At 39.6% G+C, this 17,230-nt stretch carries 26 protein-coding genes; 3 read left to right on the plus strand and 23 right to left on the minus strand.

What is annotated here, in order from left to right; translation table 11 throughout:
• The first annotated feature begins 29 nt into the window (after nucleotides 1–29).
• Complete coding sequence (locus AC1VNJ_RS07540; RefSeq protein ID WP_098112373.1) at nucleotides 30–929, plus strand: AraC family transcriptional regulator; 900 nt, start codon at nucleotides 30–32, stop codon at nucleotides 927–929.
• Between the two features lie 31 nt (nucleotides 930–960).
• On the opposite strand, the gene gvpU is transcribed toward AC1VNJ_RS07540, so the two are convergent.
• The 20 genes from gvpU to AC1VNJ_RS07640 all read right to left on the minus strand — a co-directional run bounded on the left by gvpU (nucleotide 961) and on the right by AC1VNJ_RS07640 (nucleotide 12,090).
• Nucleotides 961–1,377 (minus strand): gas vesicle accessory protein GvpU, encoded by a 417-nt coding sequence (gene gvpU / locus AC1VNJ_RS07545; RefSeq protein ID WP_013057987.1) that lies wholly within the window; start codon nucleotides 1,375–1,377, stop codon nucleotides 961–963.
• Nucleotides 1,378–1,400: 23 nt separating this feature from the next.
• Entirely contained in the window at nucleotides 1,401–2,276 is an 876-nt protein-coding gene (gene gvpT, locus AC1VNJ_RS07550) for a GvpT/GvpP family gas vesicle accessory protein (RefSeq protein WP_186807068.1), read from the minus strand.
• 36 nt (nucleotides 2,277–2,312) lie between these two features.
• Complete coding sequence (locus AC1VNJ_RS07555) at nucleotides 2,313–2,615, minus strand: gas vesicle protein (protein ID WP_028414528.1); 303 nt, start codon at nucleotides 2,613–2,615, stop codon at nucleotides 2,313–2,315.
• A 21-nt stretch (nucleotides 2,616–2,636) separates the two neighbouring features.
• On the minus strand, nucleotides 2,637–2,921 hold the full coding sequence (locus tag AC1VNJ_RS07560) for a gas vesicle protein K (protein WP_028414529.1): 285 nt from the start codon (nucleotides 2,919–2,921) through the stop codon (nucleotides 2,637–2,639).
• Nucleotides 2,875–3,162 carry a gas vesicle protein gene (locus tag AC1VNJ_RS07565; protein WP_033580320.1) on the minus strand — a complete coding sequence of 96 codons (288 nt, stop codon included), beginning with the start codon at nucleotides 3,160–3,162 and terminating at the stop codon, nucleotides 2,875–2,877. Before AC1VNJ_RS07565 ends, AC1VNJ_RS07560 begins: the two co-directional genes overlap by 47 nt.
• Nucleotides 3,163–3,179: 17 nt before the next feature.
• On the minus strand, nucleotides 3,180–3,989 hold the full coding sequence (locus AC1VNJ_RS07570; protein ID WP_028414531.1) for a GvpL/GvpF family gas vesicle protein: 810 nt from the start codon (nucleotides 3,987–3,989) through the stop codon (nucleotides 3,180–3,182).
• On the minus strand, nucleotides 3,990–4,256 hold the full coding sequence (locus AC1VNJ_RS07575; RefSeq protein WP_013084016.1) for a gas vesicle protein GvpG: 267 nt from the start codon (nucleotides 4,254–4,256) through the stop codon (nucleotides 3,990–3,992).
• 1 nt (nucleotide 4,257) lies between these two features.
• The gene (locus tag AC1VNJ_RS07580; RefSeq protein WP_028414532.1) at nucleotides 4,258–5,025 is read right to left on the minus strand and encodes a GvpL/GvpF family gas vesicle protein; all 768 of its coding nucleotides are present in this window, start codon (nucleotides 5,023–5,025) and stop codon (nucleotides 4,258–4,260) included.
• Nucleotides 5,026–5,039: 14 nt separating this feature from the next.
• Complete coding sequence (gene gvpN, locus AC1VNJ_RS07585; protein WP_033580318.1) at nucleotides 5,040–5,966, minus strand: gas vesicle protein GvpN; 927 nt, start codon at nucleotides 5,964–5,966, stop codon at nucleotides 5,040–5,042.
• A 28-nt stretch (nucleotides 5,967–5,994) separates the two neighbouring features.
• Nucleotides 5,995–6,261 carry a gas vesicle protein GvpO gene (gene gvpO, locus AC1VNJ_RS07590; RefSeq protein WP_033580317.1) on the minus strand — a complete coding sequence of 89 codons (267 nt, stop codon included), beginning with the start codon at nucleotides 6,259–6,261 and terminating at the stop codon, nucleotides 5,995–5,997.
• A gap of 74 nt (nucleotides 6,262–6,335) precedes the next feature.
• The gene (gene gvpA / locus AC1VNJ_RS07595) at nucleotides 6,336–6,602 is read right to left on the minus strand and encodes a gas vesicle structural protein GvpA (protein ID WP_013057997.1); all 267 of its coding nucleotides are present in this window, start codon (nucleotides 6,600–6,602) and stop codon (nucleotides 6,336–6,338) included.
• Nucleotides 6,603–6,621: 19 nt separating this feature from the next.
• A complete protein-coding gene (gene gvpQ / locus AC1VNJ_RS07600; RefSeq protein WP_033580316.1) occupies nucleotides 6,622–7,095 on the minus strand; it encodes a gas vesicle protein GvpQ in 474 nt (157 codons plus the stop codon).
• A gap of 25 nt (nucleotides 7,096–7,120) precedes the next feature.
• Entirely contained in the window at nucleotides 7,121–7,606 is a 486-nt protein-coding gene (gene gvpT / locus AC1VNJ_RS07605; protein ID WP_033580315.1) for a GvpT/GvpP family gas vesicle accessory protein, read from the minus strand.
• 60 nt (nucleotides 7,607–7,666) lie between these two features.
• A complete protein-coding gene (gvpA, locus tag AC1VNJ_RS07610) occupies nucleotides 7,667–7,927 on the minus strand; it encodes a gas vesicle structural protein GvpA (RefSeq protein ID WP_013058000.1) in 261 nt (86 codons plus the stop codon).
• Nucleotides 7,928–8,378: 451 nt separating this feature from the next.
• Entirely contained in the window at nucleotides 8,379–8,864 is a 486-nt protein-coding gene (locus AC1VNJ_RS07615) for a general stress protein (RefSeq protein WP_482640532.1), read from the minus strand.
• A 191-nt stretch (nucleotides 8,865–9,055) separates the two neighbouring features.
• Nucleotides 9,056–9,535, minus strand: a complete 480-nt coding sequence (locus tag AC1VNJ_RS07620) for a DUF2798 domain-containing protein (protein WP_482640533.1) — start codon at nucleotides 9,533–9,535, stop codon at nucleotides 9,056–9,058.
• A gap of 264 nt (nucleotides 9,536–9,799) precedes the next feature.
• Nucleotides 9,800–11,044: a glutamate-aspartate/proton symporter GltP gene (gltP, locus tag AC1VNJ_RS07625; protein ID WP_029715022.1), complete on the minus strand. Its 1,245-nt coding sequence runs from the start codon at nucleotides 11,042–11,044 to the stop codon at nucleotides 9,800–9,802.
• Nucleotides 11,045–11,244: 200 nt separating this feature from the next.
• A complete protein-coding gene (locus AC1VNJ_RS07630) occupies nucleotides 11,245–11,583 on the minus strand; it encodes a zinc ribbon domain-containing protein YjdM (RefSeq protein ID WP_482640534.1) in 339 nt (112 codons plus the stop codon).
• Between the two features lie 90 nt (nucleotides 11,584–11,673).
• Nucleotides 11,674–11,874, minus strand: coding sequence for a hypothetical protein (locus AC1VNJ_RS07635; protein ID WP_098382841.1), 201 nt, complete (start codon nucleotides 11,872–11,874; stop codon nucleotides 11,674–11,676).
• A 33-nt stretch (nucleotides 11,875–11,907) separates the two neighbouring features.
• On the minus strand, nucleotides 11,908–12,090 hold the full coding sequence (locus AC1VNJ_RS07640; RefSeq protein WP_057244319.1) for a hypothetical protein: 183 nt from the start codon (nucleotides 12,088–12,090) through the stop codon (nucleotides 11,908–11,910).
• Between the two features lie 225 nt (nucleotides 12,091–12,315).
• On the opposite strand from AC1VNJ_RS07640, the gene AC1VNJ_RS07645 reads away from it, so the two are divergent.
• Nucleotides 12,316–12,654 carry a hypothetical protein gene (locus AC1VNJ_RS07645; protein ID WP_099331155.1) on the plus strand — a complete coding sequence of 113 codons (339 nt, stop codon included), beginning with the start codon at nucleotides 12,316–12,318 and terminating at the stop codon, nucleotides 12,652–12,654.
• Between the two features lie 29 nt (nucleotides 12,655–12,683).
• Here AC1VNJ_RS07645 and AC1VNJ_RS07650 read toward each other — a convergent pair whose 3' ends face one another.
• From AC1VNJ_RS07650 to ggt, 3 genes are all read right to left on the minus strand, one after another.
• Nucleotides 12,684–13,295, minus strand: a complete 612-nt coding sequence (locus tag AC1VNJ_RS07650) for a CBO0543 family protein (RefSeq protein WP_482640535.1) — start codon at nucleotides 13,293–13,295, stop codon at nucleotides 12,684–12,686.
• Nucleotides 13,296–13,333: 38 nt separating this feature from the next.
• Entirely contained in the window at nucleotides 13,334–13,834 is a 501-nt protein-coding gene (locus AC1VNJ_RS07655) for a CBO0543 family protein (protein ID WP_482640536.1), read from the minus strand.
• 206 nt (nucleotides 13,835–14,040) lie between these two features.
• Nucleotides 14,041–15,651, minus strand: a complete 1,611-nt coding sequence (gene ggt / locus AC1VNJ_RS07660) for a gamma-glutamyltransferase (RefSeq protein WP_482640537.1) — start codon at nucleotides 15,649–15,651, stop codon at nucleotides 14,041–14,043.
• A 176-nt stretch (nucleotides 15,652–15,827) separates the two neighbouring features.
• Here ggt and AC1VNJ_RS07665 point away from each other — a divergent pair, with 176 nt between their 5' ends.
• Nucleotides 15,828–17,216 carry an alpha/beta fold hydrolase gene (locus AC1VNJ_RS07665; protein ID WP_482640538.1) on the plus strand — a complete coding sequence of 463 codons (1,389 nt, stop codon included), beginning with the start codon at nucleotides 15,828–15,830 and terminating at the stop codon, nucleotides 17,214–17,216.
• Nucleotides 17,217–17,230: the final 14 nt, after the last annotated feature.

The following is a 17,230-nucleotide window of genomic DNA, read 5'->3' on the forward strand; positions in this document are numbered from 1 at the left end:
AAAATATAAATATATTGAGGTGACCATGTATGCCAGCAGCACATTTTAAAATTGATGAAAACTTAAAAGAGCTAACGACCCATCGCACCGTTGAGCTGCCAGTAGCATGTTATCAAACAACGATCAGTGATCACATAAACGGCTACATCCCTCTTCACTGGCATGATGAGCTTCAATTTGTATTGGTTATAAAAGGTCATGCGTCTTTTCAAATAAATGAAAAAACAGTGACTGTAAAACAAGGCTACGGACTGTTTATTAACAGCGGATGTCTTCATATGACTGAAGACATAAACAAATCCGGCTGCGTGTACATTTGTTTAAATGTTTCTCCTCATTTTCTTGTGCCGCAAGAGCTTTTTACAAATTACGTTTATCCCTACATTCATGCAACGAATCTACCACATTTATTCATCAGTCCAAAGCAAGCCTGGGGGAATAACGTGTTAGAGTCTATACATAAGATATACACATGGATTCATAAGCAGCCGCATCACTATGAAATAGAGATTGCCTCTGAACTCAGCATACTGTGGAAAAATGTAATTCTTAACGGGTTGCAGCTAAAATACAATGAAAAAGAAATGATCAAAAATCAGCGGATGAAGCAAATGCTGAATTGGATTCATTTGCACTTTGCTGAAAAGATTACGCTCGATGATATTGCCAAGGCGGGACAATTAAGCCGTTCTGAATGCTGTCGATATTTCAAGAAAATGTTAAAAAAATCGCCTTTGACCTATGTATTAAACTATCGAATTCAGCAAAGCTTAGTTATGCTGCAGCAAGCAGAAGCAAATGTGACGGACGTCGCCTATCAAGTAGGATTTAATAGTACAAGCTATTTTATTAATCAGTTTCGAAAAGAAATGAAGATGACTCCGCTCATGTATCGAAAAAAGAAGCTGCACATCTCATCACATCACTAAAAAAACGGCGGGGCAATCATCCCGCCGTTTTTTATGAACTCTTTTTACTCGTTGATTTTGCATCAGAAATCTTTCCTAAGAAAAACCCGTCTACTTCTGCTATTTTTCCTCTCCAAAAGATCTTGCCTTTTGAAGGAGTGGATTTACTGTCTCCACAGTAAATCTTTGTATTTTTTAAATGAATAAAATGGGCTTCTGCTTCTCCGTTTGATTCGCTCGCTTCGCTTGCTAAAGAGAATTGTTCGCTTAGCGCCTGAGCCACTTCGCTGCCTTCTTCAAACGTTTCGCTTAAGTAATCAAAGTATTCTTTTGCTGAAATCATGGTACCGGAAATCACAGCGCCGTTTACATTTAATGAAATATCAAGTGAAAAGCCGTGTTTATTAGAAGCTTTCACAAAGTATTCAAGCGTATTGTCTTTAGTTGAAAAAGAAGGGCCTGTACTCATGTCTTTCTTTCCTCCTTTACGTCTTAGGCTGTTGTATCGTCTTCACTAGAAAGAGATGTTGCGTCATCATCTTCTTCATCCGTGTTTTTCTTTGCTTTTGTATTTTTTGATTTTTTAGCTGTTGACTTTTTTGGTTTCGCTTCCTTTTTTTCTTCTTCACTTTCCTCTTCTTCGTCTTCTTCTTCTGTTTTTACTTTTTTATTTTTTTTGTTTGAACGAGAATCTTCCTCTTCTTCCTCCCTGTCTTCGTCACTTTCACTTTCTTCTTCCTCTTCTTGCTCCTCTTCTTTTTTGTTCTTTTTACCAGGCTTAGGTGTTTCTTCTTCGTTTTCATCGTCCTGCTCGTTTTCTTCGTTCTCATCGTTCTCTTCTTCGTCAGAATCTGTATCTTCCGCTTCTTCGTCTTGATTTTTATTAAGGCTAAGCTCAACAAGCATGTTCATTTTTTCTTCAAGCTGTGATAAGCGGTCTTGAAGCGTTTGATTTTCTTCTTTTAACTCATCGTACTCTTGAACGTTATCGTCTTCTGTTTCGCTACTAGAAGAATTTACGTTTTCTTCATCATCTTTTGATTTATCTTTTTTAAACAAGCTTCCCGCAGATGTTTTCAGGCTGGCCACGCTGCTTTTTGATTTTTCTTTTACCTTTGTTCCTAAATCAGATGCTTTGCTTTTTAATTCGTCTGTATCAATGCGGTCAAGGAGACTTTTTCGATTTTCAGGAGTCGATACATATCCAATCGTTGCACCGATGATACCTCCTGCTACCGCTCGTTTGATTGGCCCGCTGCTTGTTGTTTTGCTTGCTTTTGAATCGTTCTTTTCTTTTGAACCGTTTTCCGTATTTTTGTTTTCCTTGTTTTCTGCCTGTGTGTTATCTAATTTTGTTTCAGTTGCCATTGTAAATCCCTCCATTTTTTAAGTAGCGTACAGTTTTTAACGTTCTGTTTCTATTTTTTCTTCAAGCGTTTTTAACCGCTCATGCAGCATTTTATTTTCTTCTTCGAGCGCTTTACTATTGGCTCCTTTTGAACTGAGATAGGGATCATTTTCCCACCAGTCCATGCCGATTTCTTTTGCTTTATCAACCGAAGCCACAATCAAGCGGATCTTTATCGTTAATAGCTCGACATCTGCAATTCCTACGGTGATGTCCCCCGCTATGACGACTCCTTTATCCAAAATCTTTTCGAGCACATCTACAATCGTACTTGACTGCATATTATGTTCGACTGCCATACTGTTCCTCCCACTGACCGCTTAAAGCAGGCTGCCTAGCGGTCCAAGATCAATATTTAAATCTTCTGCGTCCAGACCGAACACCTCTTTCAACTCGTCCATTTTTTCTTCCAAGTTCATTAGTGCAATTCCTAAGTTTTCAATTTGTTCGTCCGTCAACGTTCCACCCTCCACCCGCCTCATCGCATGACGTTCAACGATTTGCCTCAATAGCTCAATAACTGTCATCACAAGCTGCGCTAAGCCTTGTTCAGCTTTATCAGGATCCAAGTGGATTCGTCCATTTGCTTGGCTGACCGGTTGCATCCAGTAATTCCTCCTTTTGTTTATCAAATTGTTCAGAAGTGATGGGTTTGCGATTTCCTTCTTTTGCTTGCACAAGCGTTTCAACCGAAGAAATAAGCACCCGCAAATCCAAATACACTAAATCGACGCCGGCTATGGAAATGATTAAGTCTCCTTTAATGGCGACTCCTTTATCTAAAATGACATCTAAAATATCAATAAGAGCAATATCTTTATTCTCCATGGATTGTTTAAGAGACATAATGTTAATTCCTCACTTTACGCAAAGCTCGAGAAATGATAGGGCGGCCATGGTCCCGTCACTTCAAATTTCCAGCCTTTATTTTCAAGCTTTTGCTGAAGCTCTTCTATTTCGTTTACAAACTTAGTGATCTGCAGAGACGGGAGAAGAAACACGCTGTTCCACGCCATTTGTTCAGCTGCGCCCGTTACGTCCTTGCTCCAATTCTTTTTAACAGAGTCATAAAGCGACAGTTCTTTGAGCTTGTCATGTATCTCTTCACACACTTTGTTTTTGTGAAGCTCTAATTCTCTTTCAATCAGCTGATCTATTTTTTTCTTTTCAAAAAACTGTCTTCCTGGTGATAAGTGACTAATTTCTTCTTTTTTCGCTTTTACGCTTTCATTCGTCTCGCTGATTCCTTTTTTAAGCTCTTTATCATCACAGTAAATCTTTACGTTCCACTCTTCATTTCCTTGAAGCAGCGTCAGTGAATTCTCTAGCTTTTCTTTGTTAAGCTCAATAGCTGCCTGCAGACTTTCTTTACTTTTATAAATGGTGCAAAATTTTAATGGAATGATCGTAAATTCTTCGTACAAAGCGGCTACCGTTTCGTGATGATGAAATGCTTTTTCCTGCAGCCAGCTCATATCCTGCTCCATTTTTTCTTTAATCACTTCTTCTGAATAGGCGTCAGCATCCAGCTTAGAAACGACAGCCGTCACCTGATCAATCGTTATTGGGTACAGTGAATGTTCTCCGTCAAACCCTTTATAAGATGGAAACGGCTCTCTGGCTGCTGCTTCTTTTGTTGGAATTAAACCGTATAAATACAGTAATTCTCCCATCTAGGATTCCTCATTTCTTTTTTTTGTCAGCTCTTCCCATTGTTCAATTTCTCTGCGTTTCGCGATTTCGTACCTCATTAACAATTCATCTTCTTTTTCTTGAAACGCTTCTTCCGGAATTTCACCAAGCTCAAACATCATTTGAAGCTGAATGAGTTTTTGCTGAATCGTCGGAAGGTCATATAGCTGTTTATCAGCTTCTTCCTGTACTTTTTCGCCGATTTTTACTACAAGGTTAATAGGTGCGGTTACTAATTTGTGAAGCACGTTATTTCTCTTCTACTTTTAGGCGAATGTTCACAAAATTATAAGCAGGCCAAGGACCGCTGTAATGAAAATCGGCTTTGTCTTTCCAGTTTTCATGCGCTTCATTCACTTTTTCATCAAACTTCGCTTCATCTTCTCGGTTAATTAAGAAAGAAGCGTTTAAAAGCATTGTTTCGCCCGTTGGCTCATTTGCTTTTGCTGCTTCCGCTGCTTCTTCAAGCGGAGAGAACACATCTGTCTTGACTTCTTTTTGCAGGGAAGTAAACATCTTTTGAGCCATTCCTCCAAGCTGAATACGCTCATAATAACCGGCTGCTTCTGATTTTCCTTTTACGGATGCTGATACTTTTTCAAGTTCAGGATTTTCGTTTACTTTTTTCTCGAGCCATTCTTTTTTTCCAATTACTTTTAAACCGACTTCAATTTTTCCTTTGATCGCTGGAAACAGCTTTTCAAACTGCGGATAAAGGTTTTCTAAAAGAACTTTTACGTCTTCTTTTGATTTGAATACATTTCCAAAGCTGATTGGAATAACCGTATCATTTTTGTCCATAATCGCTGCTACTGCGTGTTGATGCATTAATAGATTTTGGCGATTAGGATGATAAATTTTCATCGGCACTTCAGCTGCTACCATCGCCGCGTCTTTGTAGCGAATCAAAAACGTTTCAGCTTTTGTTCCTTCTACTTCTACCGATCCAAAATCTTCGTCTTTATCCGTTTGAATGGCGCTAAAAATATAAATGCCCGTTTCGTTTGTTTCACTCATGTTTTCAAGCTCCTTTACTTTTCTTCAGTGTCTATATTCTTACACTCTTCTAAAATGATTTTTTCGGCTTTGCTTTTTGCATTTTTCTCGTCTAAACATTTGGTAAGCGGATGATGCAGAATATCCATACATAACGTTTGAAAATCTTCATCATCTCCATCGATAGCAATGTCTTGCTGCGTAGCAAGGGTAGCGATCATAAGCGAAGCCCGCAGGCTAAGCCCGCTGCTGTTTTCGTCTCCAGAGCGGTTTCGCACGTTTGCTACGAGCGTTACAATTGTGCGCGCTTCGTCTTCTTCTACATCCGTTTTCTCCGTTAAAATCGCTGTCTCTCTGTCGATGTCTTTATAATCAATAAACATAGTAATTAACCTGTCAAGAAGCGCATCTTGCGTATCATATACGCCAGCATACTCAGCTGGGTTGCTCGTGAAGATGACGCGGAAATCGGGATGCACGCGTACAAAAGGATCGGTCATTTTCACTCCATACAGCGGCAGCACGCCTTCTTCTAATATCGATAGAAAGATATTATTCGTCGCAGGCTTAGACCGAGTAAATTCGTCGTAAATCAGCGTATAGCCGTTTTTTACGGCTTCAAGCAACCGTCCATCCTGCCAGTTTTCACTTACTTGTTCATCTTTTTTATAAACAGAACGAACATACTGGTCGATTACTTTTTTGCTCGTATAGCCCGTAAAATCGCCAATTAAATCTTTGTTGTTGAGCTCGTGATTCCCGTGCATCAGCATCACAGGACGCTTTCTCTTTTTAGCAAGCGCTCGCGCTAAAGAGGTTTTACCTCCGCCGGCAGGACCTGTAAAATGAATGGAATAGCCGGATTTTAAATAGCTCAGCGCTCTTGAAAGAACCTCTTTTGTCTCGTCATCTTGTATAAAAGCTCCACTGCCTTTTTTCCTTTTGTCTGTTAAGACGGTCATTTTTACGTTCCTCCTGCCATCTTATCGTTTATGCTTCAATGCCAATGGCGCTTCTATATCTGACGTCGAGTCGTTTGAATGAAATGACTTCTTTTTCTTTATTTAAAAAGCACTCGTATGTTCCAAGCATTTCATCTTTGGCGTATTTTTTCATATATTCTCGTTCTTCAATGACTTCAACAATAACTCTCCAGCCTTCATCTTCAGTAACTTCCACCGAGGTAATTTTATGAGGAGGAGCTACGTTTTCAGCAAAAAAGTCGTTCACGGCTTGCATAATTTTTTTAATTTCCATCTTTAGTAGCCTCCAATAGTTAGATCTAAAAGCTGGAACCACCCTCAAAAAGGAAGGTTCCATACCACTTCATATTAAATACTAAAACGCGGCTGCCCTTCACTTGAATTTGAACGTTCAGGAAGGCCGTTTTCTTCTACGTCGTCACGAAGAAGCCCCACTGCTTCTGCATAGCGTAACCATGTATCAACACTGGCAATAACCACTCGTGCTTCAATTGTTAAAATTTCAATTCCTACAACAGACACTCTTGCAAACGCATCAATAACAATTCCTTTATCTAAAATACGGTCAATGACTTCTGCTAAACTTGAACTATTAGTACTTTTTTGAATAGACATATCCCATTTCTCCTTTCGCTTATGATCCCATTGTTTTTAAATCTGTAGATGATTTAATATCATTGGAACTTTTAATCTTAGTAGAGCTTTTAATATCCGTTGCTTTTTTAATCTGATTTACGCCTTTTATTTTCCGCTTGTTTTTTGACTTATCTTTATCGTCTGAAGAAGAAACTTTTTCTTGAAAGTCTTCTCCAGCTTCTTTTACATCGCTAAGCTTATCTTTTACTGATAATAAGACGTCTTGAAGCTTTTCTTTTGCGTCTTCTCCTTTGCCGTGTACCTTTTGGGCATTTTTTTCTTTCGTTTCCTGCAGTTTTTCTGACGCTTCATCCGCTTTTTCCTGCAGTTTCCCTTCGGTTTTTTCGACAAATTTTTCTTTCGCTTTTTCTTTAACCTTTTCTTCTACTTTCTCCTTAACAGGTTCAGGCGTGTGCTCAACTATTTTTTTTCCTGCTTTTAAGGCTGCTTTCTCCACATCTTTTTTATCCATGAAATTCCCCTTCAGGACGGATATCTTACTTCTTCGCGTCCATGAGTTTGTTTAGCATCTCTTCAATGCGCTGCAGCTGATCGTTCATATTTTTATTTTCTTCTTTTAACTCTTCGTACTGAGACGTTTCCATTTCTGCGCTTGCGCTGACTTCTTCCTGCGCATTTCCCTGTTCATTTGATGTTTCTTCTTTTTTCTTTTTAGGTGCCAGCAGCTTGCTTAAATTGTCTTTTTCAAGATAGCCTGTAGCCGTCTGTCTTAACGCTCCCATCGCTTGCTGCGTTAAAATATCCTGTGCGTTTCTTCTTAACTCTTGTCCTGTCGCACGTACAATTTCTGATTGTCCTAAGCGACTGAGTACTTTTTTACTCGTTTGCGGACTTGAAAGAAGTCCAATTCCCGCTCCTACTACGCCTCCTAAAATGGCAAGATTCAAAGAGTTTTGCGTTTTTTCTTCCTGCTGCTGATTTTCTTGTTTTTCACTTTGTACATTCTTATCAGTTGTTGACATGTTTCATCCTCTTTTCTCTTATTATTATTTATTTAATGAATTTTCTTACGATTAAAAGACTTAAAAACTAAGCCCTGCTCCTCGCTCCTCTGTTCGGCCAGGCAGCCCTTCTTCCTCTACTTTGTCGGTTAATAACCCGACCGCTTCTGCGTAGCGAAGCCACGTATCGACACTTGCAATAACGACTCGTGCTTCAATCGTTAAAATTTCAATTCCTACGAGTGATACTCGAGCAAAAGCATCGATGACAATTCCTTTGTCTAGAATTCGATCAATCACTTCTGCTAAACTTGAACTATCTGTACTTTTTTGAATACTCATTTTTTAGCAGCTCCTTTCGAGATTTAACTAAATGAATGATGCTACTAAACAACCTGCTTAACTTTTTTTAGTAAACATACTTTTGAAATATACTTTTTAGCCCTCTTTCAAACATGAATAATTTGCTAAAAATTAATTCTTGAAAAATAATTAGAAAATTATTCTACTTCGTATAATAGTTTACAGTTAATTTATGGATGTATTTTGCGCGTAAATCCCGATGTTAAAGCTTTTATCGAAACTCAAATTCCAAAATAAAACAATAAATACATTATTGTTACAATAATATTACATTATAATTTAAGGGCATATTATCTTTCAGGTCACCCTCAAATACTTTGATATTTTTAACTATTATGGAATATTATTGTGCATTCAGTTCTCTTAAATAAAACCAGCGCATAAAAAAAGCTGCCGCACTGCGACAGCTTTCTCCTATACATAATAAGTTCTATAAAATCATTCCGGTTAAAGGCGCTTTCGGGTTTCCATCATGATCCCAGTCTTCTTTGTCTACTAAAACAAGCAGGCTGCCTTCTTTGACTGAATCATTATAGTGCTCGGCCTGCTGTTTTGGAATTCCCATACCGACTAAAATACCTGACAGACCTCCTACACTCGCACCAGCTGCTGCACCTGTTAATGTAGCTACAATCGGACCAGCCGCTACAATTGGGCCTATTCCCGGGATTGCAAGAGCTCCGGCACCTGCTAATATTCCGGTCAAGCTCCCTAACGTACCTCCGGTAAGCGCTCCAGTTGCTGCCCCTTCTGCTTTTGTATTCGTTTCTTTCTGAACTTTTTTGGTCTTTTTATGTTTACCGATAATAGATATTTCTTCTGATGCGTATCCTTCTTTTTTTAAACTCTCTACAGCATGAATTGCTTCTTGTTCCGTTTCATATACCCCCACAACATTCTTTGCTTTTGCTTCCATACTATCTCCTCCTCATTAATGTTGTGTGTACCCGGGAGTATGGCTTTGAAACGTTTTAGAGAGTCAGAGGTCTTCTCTATTCTTAAATAAATAGCCCTACATCACTTTTTATTTAGTGACTTTCTTCTCTTCTCACCGAACAGCTTTGCATAACAAAACCCTAAGAAAATAGACGCTCTTAGGGTTTTGACTTAAGCAGCTGCGGTATTCTTTTTCACAAATTTCATGAACAATAAGCGAACTAAAGGTCCCATAATAAGAAGCTGAAGCGGGTATGCCACGATAAAGTTTTTCATCACGATAAATGCATAGCTTGAAAGAAGCGGCTCTCCGTCTAAACCTTTGGTAAGTGACATCGTAATTAATCCATATACAGACATGGAAAGAACCATTCCGATAACCATGCACGTTGACAAAATCAACACGACTTTTAACTGTTTAGACTTATCAAACGGCAATGAAAATGCTACTTTTTTTGCTACGGGACCTACTAAGAAAGTTTCGACAGCCATGGCAACTACAAACGTGATAACCAAGTTTAAAATACCTTCTGCAAGTGTGATATGCCCGATGACATCATTTATGAACATGTTATACATCGTCATCACAAGCACCATCCCTCCGCACATCATCATTCCAAAATACATACTTTCTTTTTTAGTTGTGGGCATATTCCTCATCCTTTTCATGTTTTTTACTTGGCTTAGTATAGCTTTTTATCTTCCTTCTTCGTAAGTGAACATTTTGTGAACATTCATCTAAAAAAATGCCCTGTGACCATAAAACAGTCACAGGGCATTTTTTTAGACTTAAGCAGCTGGTGCTTTTTTTTGAGGAGGGCTGAGTATGGCAAATTACTCTAGTCTACATCGTTAATAAATGTTTGGAGATTTAACAAAAAACCCCCGCTCTATAGACTAAAGCGGGGGTTGGTTTTATAGAGATTCCGTGTGGGATGCAGGCGGAATTGGCGTTTGGGTTCGAAATACTTTTTCCCATTTCGAGACGACGATACAGGCAATGGCGTGGCCTGGAACGTTAACTCCTGTTCTTGCCATATCCATGATGCGGTCTACTCCTGCAATGATTGCGACTCCTTCAGCCGGCAGACCTACTGCATTAGCTGTTGCTAAAAGCACAACAAGTGAACCTGACGGGACAGCCGCAATTCCTTTACTTGTCATAACGAGTATAAGCATCATAAATAATTGCTGAGTTAAGGGCATGTCAATATTAAAAGCCTGTGCTAAAAAGACGCATGAAACGGATAAATACAAAGTAGATCCATCACAGTTTAACGACAGGCCGGACGGAATAACGAACGACACCACTCGTTTAGGACATCCGTACTTTTCCATACGCTCCATCAGCTGTGGCAGCACCGTTTCTGTACTTGTTGTTGAAAACGCAATAAGAAACAAGTCCCAAATCATTTTGAAGACTTCAAAATAGTTGAATTTGAACAAAAACCCAACAAGCGGAAATAAAACAAATAAAATAATAAAAAGGCCTAAAAAGACGGTTCCAATTAGCTTCAGCATCGGAAGCAGAAGGACAATGCCGTATTGCCCCACAGATGCAGCCATTAGCGCTAGTACACCAAGAGGCGCTGTGACCATCACAATTTGCGTTAATTTAAACATAATTTTAGCGGTTGATTCAAAAAATTTCATTGCAGGTTCGGATGCTTTCCCAACTCCTGAGGCGGCAACACCGAATAAAATAGCAAAGAAAATCACGGCCAGCAAATCATTTTTTGCCATCACATCTACGATATTCGTTGGAATGATGTTTAAAATCATTTGTTTAAAGTCCACGACCTTGTCGGTATACTGAGACAATTCACCGATATCTTTTTTAACAAGATGAGAAAGATCGAGGCCTACTCCGGGCTTTAGCAAATTCACTAACAGCAGACCAATCCCTAATACGATGGTAGTAATAATTTCAAACCAAATAATCGTCTTTAACCCTAGACTTCCCATTTGTTTCATACTGCCGCTTCCCGCAGCACCTATGACGATGGTTGAAAAGACAATCGGCACTACAATCATTTTAATGAGCCGGATAAACCCGTCTCCTACCGGTCTTAAAGCCATCCCGAAGTCCGGAAAAAAGTGCCCGATAACAGCTCCAATTACTAATGCAATTAAAATTTGAAACGCTAAAAATTTTTTCACATTTCTCCCTCCCCTTTGTCTTCATGAAACGGACATCAGTTCCATTAATATCCAAGTTCTCAGACACTTTAAGTAAATTCGGGACATTTAGCTAAATTCCTTCTAAAATAGACAAAACGGTCTATATATTTCACTTTGTCCGTTAAGATACATAGAAAAAAGCCAGGATGAAAGTCTTCTTCATCCTGACTTTTTTATCGTTATGCTTTTTTCACAAACTGAGATTTTAAGCTCATCGCTCCAAATCCATCAATCTTGCAGTCAATGTTATGATCGCCTTCTACTAAACGAATGCTTTTTACTTTCGTTCCGATTTTTACAACCGATGAGCTTCCTTTTACTTTTAAGTCTTTGATGACAGTAACTGAATCTCCGTCTTTTAAAGCATTACCGTTTGCATCTTTTACAGTAAGCTGTTCTTCCGTGCTTTCTGCTTTTTCATCTTGATCCCATTCATGCGCACACTCCGGGCAGATGAACAGGTTTCCATCTTCATATGTATACTGTGATTGACAGCTTGGGCAATTAGGTACATTCATTTTCTTTTCCTCCAGCAGCAGCTCGTAGCCAATGGTACGATCACGAGATTACGTTTTTTCTCTGTTTTATACTGTCACAACTTTATAAGATTAACAAGCTTTTCTATTTCCTTGCTGCTGATGTTTTCTTTTCCAAATAAGTGAGCCTATAAACAGAACAAAACCCGCTCCAAAGACAAGAAGCTGATCTAAATAAAGGTCACCTGTTTTTACATACCGTATAATAAATAATCCTCCAAACATGAGCATCAGCATACATGAAAACCGAATGAGGTATGAATTGATTTCCATTTTTCATTCCTCCTTTTTGTGAGACTTTTTTTGTTACGAAAAAAACACGAACCATATGCCAAATGTAACTCCGTATAACGGTAAAATGACGGCTAGTTTTTGCTTCCACCCTTTAAAAAAGGAAGCATTACGAGGCGCAAACCAAAGCTCTAATGTACCGTATAACAGCAGTGCTCCCGCTGCTAATATCGCAATCACAGTCTCCCCTAAGTCCATACACACTCCTCACTTTCATTCTACGCACTTGAAGCTAAGCGCAGCGTATATAGTAAGTCTCATCATTATAAAAAACCTTACACTCGTGATGAATCCGTATTTTGAATACTTTTCAACAATACATTTATTTCCATTATATCATAATAAAAGCATTTTTGAGACTTTTTATACATGTAAATTATTGTATAATGAAAAGTAGACACAGAGAAAAAAGGGGAGGATTTTTTGAAGAGAACTCAGCTTATTTTTGTTATTACCCTGCTTATTGAAGGGGGATTAACCTATGCGTGCTCATCATTTTTGTCTATCCGCTTTATTGAGCTTATGTTTTTTAGCGGACTTTTGTTTTCAGTTTTAACTTTTTGGTTTTCAAGCAGCGGAAGCAACAGCGCTCATTCTCACTATAACACTCACTCCATGAGGTTAATGTCTGGAGCCAATGTCGAACATAATCCGTTTCGTTTGCGCTGGACCGCTTATTTTCTTGCTTCTTTAAGCTTTACGGGAGTCGGCCTGGTTTTTTTCATTCTGTTGCTGACGGACGTTATTCCTCCAGTAAGCTAAAAAACCTGCTCTTCACAGAGAGCAGGCACTTACGAGAACAGCTTGAGGAGCAGGCATTTCCGCCTTACTTTATTCGCAACAGCTTGAGTCACATGATCTTTTAAAGGCCGAGTCAATATTCGTTTCAGCGGATGTTTTAGCATTCGTTTGCTAATGGGAACTTTAAAAATGATGCTGAGAACGACTGTTGCAAAAACCGATAGCAGCAAGACCGCAAAAGGCTTTTTTTGAAACCATCTCGAAAAGATAAGCATCATTACATAAATAAGTGCTGACCACCCCAAATGCCAGCCGTGTCTAAATGTAATTCCTTTACACCTGAGCCCAACCCATTCTACAAACGAAGCTGTACATACCCATTTTGTAATATATTTCACCTGCTTAGCGAGTGTAGACGGATAAGTAGCTAAGAACGACAAAATCATGAGAGGCGTAATGAACATAAGGTGTAAAATACGCAGTACTTTTAATGAAAGATGAGAAGATTTAAAATCCCAAAGCAATTTATCATTACATAAAAAGTAGTAGAGAATGTTAAAAAAGCTCACGTATAAAACCCCAGCATACAGCTCGCGTATTTTGTTCCACGTTTTCTTATGGATATTTTGAAAAATCAGCCATAGAAGGACAGAAATATGCACCTTTGTTCACCTCTCTAACGTCGTTTTTAGAATCTCTGCTATTGTATTTTCGTTTCTTCCTGCTTCTTTTCAATTTTTCGAATCCATCCAATCAGCATTCGGTTAAGATACGATTTTAACGTTACGCTAGTAAAAGTGTGATACCACATCCAGCCTGTTTTCCACTCGATGAGCTTTGTTCGTTTTTCAGCCCATAATTCAATAAAAAACATGGGAATCGTAAAAAGTACAATTTTATATAAAATCTTTAACCCTTTATCGTGATACGTAGCCTGATTAATCATAACGGATATGCTAGGATACAGTAAAAAGTCGAACAACACATTAATTCTAAACTGTTTTTTCAGTAAGCGAGTTGGATATCGAAGAAGGCCGTGAGAGACAATAAATTTATCAATAATACCATTTGTTAAGGCATTAAATGCATAAGCCAGCAGCCAGTCTTTGATCGGTGGTTTTCTAAATAGAAAAGGGAGCATTCCCAGCCCTATAATCAGCATTGTACGTAAAAAATTCACTTCAAATTTTTTATTTCTCATAACCTTTTCGCTCCTTTCACCAAGTGTTGTTAGTATACCTTCGTGTCGATTGGCAGCTTAAGACGGTTGTTCTAATCCTGTTCTCTTTACGTACGTTCATGTTTGTTTTAGTTTTCAGTTCTTTGAAGAGATTTATACATAAGGTTGAGACATGAAAAAAGCCCGACTCTAATCAGTACGGGCTTCTTTCTTGATCTATTTTGTTCTTACCATCCAGCTACACAACCATCCGTTCGTGATTCACTTCCTCCGCATAGCACGCCGCTTTCAGGGTCTCTCCAAATAATCTGTCCGCGCCCAAATGCCATCGAATCCACGGCTACTTCAATTTTATGTCCTTTTCGTTCAAGCGCTTGTGCTACGTGTGAAGGAAAAGTCGGCTCAACAAGCACCGTTTTATCTTTTTTCCACTGCCATCTTGGCGCATCTAAAGCGGCTTGAGGATGAAGGTGAAAGTCAATCGTATTCATGACAACTTGCATATGTCCCTGCGGCTGCATAAACCCGCCCATCACGCCAAAAGGTCCTACGGGCGCATTATTTTTAGTGAGAAAGCCTGGAATAATGGTATGAAACGTTTTTTTATTAGGAGCAAGACAGTTATCGTGATTAGGGTCCATTGAAAAATTGTGACCGCGGTTTTGCAGAGCAATTCCCGTTTCTGGCACAACAATTCCAGAACCAAAGCCCATATAATTACTTTGAATGAATGAAACCATGTTTCCTTCTTCATCAGCCGTTGCTAAATACACTGTTCCGCTTCCGACAGGTTCTCCTGCTTCAGGCTGCAGAGCATGTTCTTCTATAAAGCTGCGGCGATAGCTTGCATATGTATCAGACAGCAGTTCCCTGACAGGTACGTTCATTTTCGCTTCTTCGGTAATGTATTTTGCTCCGTCCGCAAACGCAAGCTTTATCGCTTCGATTTGTTTATGATACGTATCGACGGCGTCTTTTTCTTGAAGCTCAAAGCCTTTTACGATATTTAATGCCAGTAACGCAATAAGCCCTTGTCCGTTCGGAGGAATTTCCCAAACATCATATCCACGGTAGTGAGCGGAAATAGGATTTACCCACTCCGGTTCGTAAGCTGCCAAATCTTCTTTTGATAAAAAGCCGCCATATTTTTTGCTGAATGCATCCATACGTTCTGCAAGCTCACCTTTATAAAAGGCTTCTGCATTTGTCTCACCAATGAGCTGAAGCGTATGAGCATGATCAGTAGATGACCACATCTCTCCTGATTTTGGTGCTCGTCCATTCGGCGCAAACGTTTGAAACCACGATTCAAATTCTTCGCTTGTATGTACTCGTTTAAACGTATCGTACGCTTGTTTCCATTGTTTAGCGAGTGTAGGCGCTAACGGAAATCCTTCTTTAGCATATTGAATAGCAGGCTCCAGCACTTGAGAAAGAGGCAGTTTACCAAATCGCTTTGATAAAGCAGCCCAACCAGCGGGAGCACCGGGAACCGTAACGGGCATCATTCCGTACTTAGGAATTTCTTTGTATCCTTTTTCCTTCAGCGCATCAATGGAAATAGATTGCGGAGAAGGTCCGCTCGCGTTTAGTCCGTACAGCTGATTATTCGTCCATACAAGCGCAAACGCGTCTCCTCCGATCCCATTAGAAGCCGGCTCTAATACGGTAAGACTTGCCGCTGTCGCGATCGCTGCATCAATAGCATTACCTCCTTTTTTTAAGATATCAAGACCTGCCTGCGCTGCAAGCGGCTGAGATGTGGATATCATTCCTTTCTTTGCATAAACGGGCACTCGGTAAGATGGATATGGATGATAATGCGGATCATAGTTCATAAAAGCTCCTCCTCTTTTACACTTCTTAATTTATTTTAATTTTTTAAATAATTTAACTTCTTTATTTTACCATATTTATAGCCCAGCGCCTTTCTTTTTATCTCAGAATGACATGACTTCATTTACCTAAAATTGGTATACTGGTAGAGTAAAAGAATCGCCAAGGAGGATGATGTATGAAAAAAGTAAAAGCTGCCCTTCCACTCGCTGTTTCTTTAGCTCTCGGCCTTCAAGTACTTCCTATGTCCACTTCAACCATTCAAGCTGAAGCAGCGGCGAATGCTGCTCATCACTCAGCAAAAGTTGAAGTCAAACGAGCTAATTCATTTCTAACCAATCTATCGAACGGAAAAACAAAAGAAGCTACGCGCTACTTTTCCCGCAGCCTGCAGGCAAAAATGAGTGAAGACAACCTAAAAACGTGGTGGTCATCTTTAACCGCTCAGCTTGGTGCTGTAAAAAAGGTTGGTACAGCTGTACAAGGCGAAGTCAATACCGTTCATCGGAATATAGACATTCCCATTAAATTTGAACATGCATCAGCTACTTTAACCGTTCGTTTTAGTCAAAATCGTCAAATCGATGACTGGCGAATTGTGCCGGACGAGCGCCAGTTTTCGTTTTCCACACCGCCTTATGACACCCCTAAGAACTACAGTGAAAAACAGCTTTCAATCGGCAAAGCACCTTACGAACTTCCAGCAACGCTCACTCTTCCAATACGTTCAAAGCATCAAAATGTCCCCGTTGTCATTTTAGTTCACGGATCAGGTCCTTCTGATCAAGATGAAACCTTTATGAGCTTAAAGCCGTTTCGAGATCTGGCTTCAGGACTGGCTTCTCAAGGAATCGCCGTTTTACGCTACAACAAGCGTACATACGAACATACAGCTAAAATGTCCGGTGAAAGTAAGATAAGCGTTGACGATGAAACAACTGATGATGCCGTACTCGCAGTCAAAGCAATGGCGAAACAAAAAGGCATCGACAGCCGTAACATTTTTATACTAGGACACAGTCAAGGGGGCATGATGATGCCTCGAATTTTAAATCAAACGCCTGATAAAAGCGTGCGGGGCTCTGTTTTACTTGCTGCACCGAGCCGCACACTTCCAGAGTTAATGTTTGAACAATTTGCCTATCTTGTATCGCTGAATCAGCTTCCGAAAGAGCAGCTTTCTTTTTTCCAGCAGCAGTTTGTCATTTTACAAGACCCAAGCTTTTCGCCAGCTCAGCCGCCAAAAGAATTTTTGCTTGGCACGCCTTATTTTTGGTATGACTTAGCTCACTGGCACCCTGCAGAAATTGCAAAATCTCAGAAAACGCCGCTGCTTCTTTTACAAGGAGCGCGTGATTATCAAGTAACGACCGAAGATTTTGAAGGCTGGAAGCAAAGCTTGTCTCAGCGTTCCAACGCTTCTTTTAAGCTTTATCCAAAGCTCAACCACTTTTTCACAGAAGGAACTGGTGAAAAAAGCACGCCCGATGAATATTCTGTTTCAGCCAACATTCCTTCTTATGTGATTGATGATATTGTGAAATGGGTTCGTGAAACGCAAAAGTAAAGAAAAAAGAGCGG

It is taken from the genome of Priestia sp. 3CA3, from assembly GCF_056836725.1.